This window comes from Stenotrophomonas sp. 3(2025), from assembly GCF_052665395.1.
Window position 1 is genome coordinate 23,728 of the sequence record NZ_JBQOIF010000036.1, and the last position, 6,000, is coordinate 29,727.

A 6,000-nucleotide genomic window follows, 5' to 3' on the forward strand; every position below is an offset into this window, starting at 1 on the left:
CAGCGGATGGGCAGGGGAATCCGCTGGCTCGCCGGACCCGAACCTCGCCATCGCAAGCCAGCCCATGGTTCGGGCCGGTGCTTCTGCCGATTCCGGCATTCCTACCATTAGAAGGGAAATCCGATGTCCCAGGTAACGCAACCGCGTGTGCGTCGTGTGTGGGTGGTCCTTGGTGCGTCCGTCCTGTCATCGCTGCTGCTGGCCACGCCTGCGCTGGCCGGTGATGTCCAGCTCAGCGGCCTGCAGTCCGCGCAGACCCACCAGCGCTTCATCGTCAAGTATCGCGACGGCAGTGCGCCGGTGGCCAACACCACCGCGCTGGCCTCTTCGCTGAAGACGGCTGCTGCCGGCATCGCCAGCAGCCAGGGCCGCGCGCTGGGCCTGCAGCAGGTCCGCAGGCTTGCGGTCGGTTCCACCGTGGTCAGGACCGACCGTGCGCTGGACCAGGCCGAATCCGAGCTGCTGATGCGCAAGCTGGCCGCCGACCCGAACGTGGAATACGTCGAAGTCGACCAGATCATGCGCCCGACGCTGACCCCCAACGACACCCGCTTCAGCGAGCAATGGGGCTTCGGTACGTCCAACGCCTCGATCAACGTGCGCCCGGCCTGGGACAAGGCCACCGGCACCGGTGTGGTCGTGGCCGTGATCGATACCGGCATCACCAACCATGCCGACCTCAACGCCAACATCCTGCCCGGCTATGACTTCATCAGCGACGCGGCGATGGCGCGCGATGGCGGTGGCCGTGACAGCAATCCCAACGACGAGGGCGACTGGTACGGCGCCAACGAGTGCGGCTCGGGCATTCCGGCCTCCAACTCCAGCTGGCACGGCACCCACGTGGCCGGCACGGTCGCCGCAGTGACCAACAACAGTACCGGCGTGGCCGGTACCGCCTTCAACGCCAAGGTCGTGCCGGTGCGCGTGCTCGGCAAGTGCGGCGGCTACACCTCCGACATCGCCGACGCGATCGTCTGGGCCTCCGGTGGCACGGTGAGCGGTGTGCCGGCCAATGCCAACCCGGCCGAGGTCATCAACATGTCGCTGGGCGGCGGCGGCAGCTGCTCGACCACTTACCAGAACGCGATCAACGGCGCGGTCGGCCGCGGCACCACCGTGGTGGTCGCTGCCGGCAACAGCAACACCAACGTCTCCAGCGCGGTCCCGGCCAACTGCCCGAACGTGATCGCCGTGGCGGCCACCACCTCGGCGGGTGCGCGTGCCAGCTTCTCCAACTACGGCACCGGCATCGACATCTCCGCACCGGGCCAGAGCATCCTGTCCACCCTCAACAGCGGCACCACCACCCCGGGCAGCGCCAGCTATGCGTCCTACAACGGCACCTCGATGGCGGCACCGCACGTGGCGGGCGTGGTTGCACTGATGCAGTCGGTGGCACCGAGCCCGCTCAGCCCTGCGCAGGTGGAAAGCATCATCAAGAGCACCGCGCGCCCGCTGCCGGGTGCGTGCTCGGGTGGTTGCGGCGCCGGCATCATCGACGCCGATGCCGCGGTGACTGCCGCGATCAACGGCACCACGCCCAACCCGGGCGGCACCGTGCTGCAGAACAATGTGCCGGTCACCGGCCTCGGCGCAGCCAGCGGCGCGTCGCTCAGCTATACCGTCAACGTCCCGGCTGGCAGCGCGCAGCTGCGCGTGGCGATCAGCGGCGGCAGCGGTGATGCCGATCTTTACCTGCGCCAGGGCAGTGCCCCGACCGACACCGTCTACACCTGCCGCCCGTACCTGAGCGGCAACAACGAGACCTGCACCGTCAACAGCCCCGCCGCCGGTACCTGGTACGTGCGGGTGAAGGCCTACAGCACCTTCTCGGGCGTGACCGTCAACGCCCAGTACTGAGCCCAAGCCCCTCTCCATGGGCACGCCCCGGCCTCGGCCGGGGTGTTTTTTTTGGGGGGACGGCGAAGCGGAGAAAGCAATGTGCAGCAGTGCATTTGCTCTTGCTCTGCCCTTGACCTTGCTGGCCGCGCGCGACGATCTGTCAGGAGGGAGGGGATCACCCCCTCAACCCAGCAGCAACCAAAACGCTGAACCCATCCGCGCGACAGCGCGCCTTAATCCCTCAAACCGACTCGAACCGGTTCGCCGCCACGTTCTTGCGCACATGCTGCGGGTCGAAGATCCGGCCGTTCATCGCGATGAACACCCCCGCCGGCAGCGACTGCACCGCACCGATCGCACAGCCGATGTTGAACTCCGCATCCGAACCACGGAAACGTGCCGGGCTCAGCGCACCGGTCATCACGATGGTCTTGTCCGGGATCGTCGCCAGCACCTTGCCGGTCTGCACCATCGAATCGGTGCCGTGGGTCACCAGCACGTGGCGGGTGGGCTGGGCGGCGATCGTCGCGCGGATCAGCTCACGATCGTCGTCGTTGATGTGCAGCGAATCCTTGCGCAGGATCGGAATCACGTTGAAACGGAACGTGACCCCCAGTTCGCGCAGGATCATGCCGATCTGCGGGTCGCCGATCTGGTAGTCCGACTTGTCGTCGAAATAGATCTTGTCGATCGTGCCACCGGTGGTGACGACCAGGAGCTCTTCCATCATGTGCATGCGCGAAACCAAGGCAGGTACAGCGGCGCGGGGCCGGGAACGCAGATGATACGGCCCACCGGGCGCAGCGTCAGCGCCGCCGCCCGAAACGGGCGCGCAGGCCGGGCAGGCTGGCCGTAAAGATCACCAACAGCGCCAGCCCGATTTCGATCAGTGCCAGCCAGCGGGTCTCGGGATGGCTCCAGGCGCTCATTACGCCGTGGCTGAACCAGCCCAGCGCAAGCACGGCGGCCCAGAAGCCGGCCTTGCGCCAGCCCAACCGCAGGGCGATGGCCAGCGCCAGCGGCGGCGCAGTGAACACCAGCTGGGTGGCCAGCCAGTGCCTGTCGTTGATGAACCAGCCGGCAAACAGCGCTGCCAGCCCCATCAGGGCCAGCAGCAGCACGGTGCGCGGCGCGGTGCTCATCGTGCCAGCCGCTGCGCGATGTCGGCCACGCGCCGGCCCAGCGCCCGCGCCAGCACCGCCTCATCGTCGGTCGGTTGCGGGTCGTCGGCGGCGCCGGCCACGTGGCTGGCGCCATACGGCGTACCGCCACTGGTGGTATGGCTCAGCGCCGGCTCGGTGAACGGAATGCCGACGATCAGGCAGCCATGGTGCAGCAGCGGTACCTGCATCGACAGCAGGGTCGACTCCTGGCCGCCATGCATCGACGCGGTGGACGTGAACACCCCGGCCGGCTTGCCTGCCAGCGTGCCGTTCACCCATTCGGCGCCGAGGCCGTCAAGGAAATGCTTGACCGGCGCGGCCATGTTGCCGAAACGGGTGGGGCTGCCCAGCAGCAGTCCCTGGCACTCCACCAGGTCCTGCACGCTCACATACGGCGCGCCATCGTCGGGTACCGGCGGCTGCGCGGTCTGGGTGACGGCAGCCACCGGTGGCACCGTGCGCAGCCGCGCCGCCATGCCCGGGACCTCGCCGATGCCGCGCGCGATCTGGCGCGCCAGCCGTGCCACCGAACCGCCGCGGCTGTAGTACAGCACCAGGATTTCGCCCATCGCGCCCAGCTCTCCTCATCGTGTGGACGCCAGTATGGCTATCCTGCACCGATTCCGCATCGGGTACCCTTGCGCCGATGGAACCTTTGGATACGCTCAATTTATGGATGGAGCGCGCGCGGGATCGCGCACGCGCCGCCAGCTTCGGCCGCTTCCTGTGGCGCCGCTTCCTCGACGACCGCCTGTTCCAGGCCGCCGCCGCGCTGGCCTACACCACGGTGTTCGCGCTGGTGCCGTTGGCGATCGTGGTATTTGGCGTGCTCTCGGCCTTCCCGGTGTTCGATCGCTGGAGCGACCAGCTCAGCGACTATGTCTTCTCCAACTTCGTACCCAATGCCGCGCGCGCCGCAGAAGGCTATCTGCGGCAGTTCTCGGCCAGCGCCGGCCAGCTCACTGCCGCCGGCTTCATCGCCTTGGTCATCTCGCTGCTGATCACCCTCAACAGTGTTGAAGAGACCTTCAACCAGATCTGGCGCGTCGGCAGCAGTCGGCCGCGGTTGACCCGCTTCCTGGTCTACTGGACGGTGCTGACCCTGGGCGCGATGCTCGCCGCTGCCTCGCTGGCGGTGTCTGCGCGGGTGTTCGCGATGCCGTTGTTCGGCACGCAGGAAGGGCGCTGGCTGGCGGATCTCGCGCTGCGGCTGGCGCCGATCCTGATCGAATTCGTCTGCATCACCCTGATGTTCCGGGTGGTGCCACACCACACCGTGAAGTGGCGCCATGCGGTTCCGGGCGCGATTCTCGCCGCGGTGATCCTGGAGCTGGTGAAGTGGGGCATCGGCGCCTACCTGGGCAGCTTCCAGTCGTACCAGAAGCTGTATGGCACGGTGGCCTTCGTACCGATCCTGCTGCTGTGGATCTACCTGTGCTGGGTGGCCGTGCTGCTGGGCGCGTCGTTGGCGTCGTCGATGGCGGCTTTCCGCTACCAGCCGGTGGAACTGCGCCTGCCGCAGGGCTACGAGTTCTATGGCCTGCTGCGCCTGCTCGGGCGCTTCCAGCATGCACGCGCCAAGGGCAGGGGCCTGGCCGACGACGAGATCCTGCGGCTGGAACCGATGCTGACCGACTCGCTGCTGCAGGACCTGGCCTGCCACCTGGAGGGCATCGGCCTGCTGCGCCGCGATGAGCGCGGCGAGTGGCTGCTGGCCCGCGACCTGGACCAGGTCAGCCTGGGCGATCTGTACGAATGCACGCAGCTGCGCATTCCGGTGGCCGAACAACACCTGCCTTACCGCGATGACAGCCTCGGCCGGGCCGCTTTGGCCGCACTGGATGAACTGCGCCTGCCGCTGCGCGAACGCCTCAAGCGTCGCGTCAGCGACATCTACCCTGATTCTGGAGACGCCCCATGACCTGCAAGACCCCGTTGCTGCTGGCTGCGCTGCTGGCCCTGGCCGCCTGCAAACCCGCGCAGGAGCCGACCCCGGCCAGCAGCCAGCCGCCGGCACAGGCACCGACCCCGGCCGCGCCGGCGCCGGTGGAGGACACGCCCGCCGAACGTGTCACTGCCGAGTTCCCGACGCTGAAGATGAAGGCGGTCGATGGCAGCGATTACGACCTGGCCGCGCATCGTGGCAAGTGGGTGGTGGTGAATTTCTGGGCGACCTGGTGTGCGCCCTGCCGCAAGGAAATGCCCGAGCTGTCGGCGTTGCATGCCATGCGCAGCAACATCGAAGTGGTTGGCCTGGCCTACGAGGACATCGAGACGCCGGAGATGCAGGCGTTCCTGACCAAGCATCCGGTGACCTACCCGATCGTGATCGTCGATCCGTTCGACCCACCGGCCGACTTCGCCACCCCGCGTGGCCTGCCGCTGACCCATCTGATCGACCCGCAGGGCAAGCTGGCCCACAGCTTCCTGGGCCCGGTCACCGCCGCCGACATCGAACAGCAGATCGCTGCTGACAAATAAGGGAGGGGCAGGGCTGCGCCCTGCACCCACCGAAGCGGTAGTGCCGGCCGCTGGCCGGCAACCTCGACAGCAACAACAACAGCCGAAGCAACAGCAACAGCCGAAGCAGGTTTCCTGTGGGGAGGCGGGGTGGGTCCGGTTGCGGGGGACGCCGTAAATACGTCCCTGTAGGCTCGGTCGCGCCATCCATGGCGCTCACGCCCCCGCAACCGGACCCACCCCGCCTTCGACAATTCTCCGCAAGCTGCGGGAATGACATGGCCTGCTCTTGGTGGGTGTCGACCTTGGTCGACACGTAGATCCACGCCATGCGTGGATGCTCTTCGTTCAATTGCCGAAATATTCGATTTCGATGGACATACATCCACGCATGGCGTGAATCCATCAGCTACCGGAAATCTGTCGAAGGTGGGGCGGTGTCGGATTGCGGGGTGTCTGATCTGGCTCCCTGAAAACGGACGCCATGAAGCCGTTTCAGGCGGCAGCCCTGAGCTGCCGGGCGTAGGCATTG

The 6,000-nt window shown here is 67.2% G+C and carries 7 protein-coding genes; 4 read left to right on the forward strand and 3 right to left on the reverse strand.

The window, feature by feature from the left end:
• Positions 1-123: 123 nt before the first annotated feature.
• Positions 124-1,863 (forward strand): S8 family peptidase, encoded by a 1,740-nt coding sequence (locus ACUXVE_RS19310; protein WP_222390619.1) that lies wholly within the window; start codon positions 124-126, stop codon positions 1,861-1,863.
• A gap of 223 nt (positions 1,864-2,086) precedes the next feature.
• Here ACUXVE_RS19310 and ACUXVE_RS19315 read toward each other — a convergent pair whose 3' ends face one another.
• The 3 genes from ACUXVE_RS19315 to wrbA all read right to left on the reverse strand — a co-directional run bounded on the left by ACUXVE_RS19315 (position 2,087) and on the right by wrbA (position 3,577).
• Entirely contained in the window at positions 2,087-2,572 is a 486-nt protein-coding gene (locus ACUXVE_RS19315; protein WP_033830416.1) for an asparaginase domain-containing protein, read from the reverse strand.
• A 79-nt stretch (positions 2,573-2,651) separates the two neighbouring features.
• Positions 2,652-2,987, reverse strand: a complete 336-nt coding sequence (locus ACUXVE_RS19320; RefSeq protein ID WP_222390615.1) for a DUF2069 domain-containing protein — start codon at positions 2,985-2,987, stop codon at positions 2,652-2,654.
• The gene (gene wrbA, locus ACUXVE_RS19325) at positions 2,984-3,577 is read right to left on the reverse strand and encodes an NAD(P)H:quinone oxidoreductase (RefSeq protein ID WP_093818977.1); all 594 of its coding nucleotides are present in this window, start codon (positions 3,575-3,577) and stop codon (positions 2,984-2,986) included. The genes ACUXVE_RS19320 and wrbA overlap by 4 nt, the downstream gene beginning before the upstream one ends.
• Before the next feature lie 77 nt (positions 3,578-3,654).
• Between wrbA and ACUXVE_RS19330 the strand changes: the two genes are divergently transcribed.
• The 3 genes from ACUXVE_RS19330 to ACUXVE_RS19340 all read left to right on the forward strand — a co-directional run.
• Positions 3,655-4,929, forward strand: a complete 1,275-nt coding sequence (locus tag ACUXVE_RS19330; protein WP_032977469.1) for a YihY family inner membrane protein — start codon at positions 3,655-3,657, stop codon at positions 4,927-4,929.
• The gene (locus tag ACUXVE_RS19335; RefSeq protein ID WP_222390612.1) at positions 4,926-5,489 is read left to right on the forward strand and encodes a TlpA family protein disulfide reductase; all 564 of its coding nucleotides are present in this window, start codon (positions 4,926-4,928) and stop codon (positions 5,487-5,489) included. Before ACUXVE_RS19330 ends, ACUXVE_RS19335 begins: the two co-directional genes overlap by 4 nt.
• Positions 5,490-5,801: 312 nt before the next feature.
• Positions 5,802-6,000: hypothetical protein (locus tag ACUXVE_RS19340; protein WP_445514974.1), on the forward strand; the 199-nt coding region annotated here is incomplete at its 3' end.

Coding starts and splice junctions, on each gene's coding strand:
- ACUXVE_RS19310 (WP_222390619.1), top strand. CDS start 124: ATGTCCCAGGTAACGCAACCGCGTGTGCGTCGTGTGTGGGTGGTCCTT.
- ACUXVE_RS19315 (WP_033830416.1), bottom strand. CDS start 2,572: ATGGAAGAGCTCCTGGTCGTCACCACCGGTGGCACGATCGACAAGATC.
- ACUXVE_RS19320 (WP_222390615.1), bottom strand. CDS start 2,987: ATGAGCACCGCGCCGCGCACCGTGCTGCTGCTGGCCCTGATGGGGCTG.
- wrbA (WP_093818977.1), bottom strand. CDS start 3,577: ATGGGCGAAATCCTGGTGCTGTACTACAGCCGCGGCGGTTCGGTGGCA.
- ACUXVE_RS19330 (WP_032977469.1), top strand. CDS start 3,655: ATGGAACCTTTGGATACGCTCAATTTATGGATGGAGCGCGCGCGGGAT.
- ACUXVE_RS19335 (WP_222390612.1), top strand. CDS start 4,926: ATGACCTGCAAGACCCCGTTGCTGCTGGCTGCGCTGCTGGCCCTGGCC.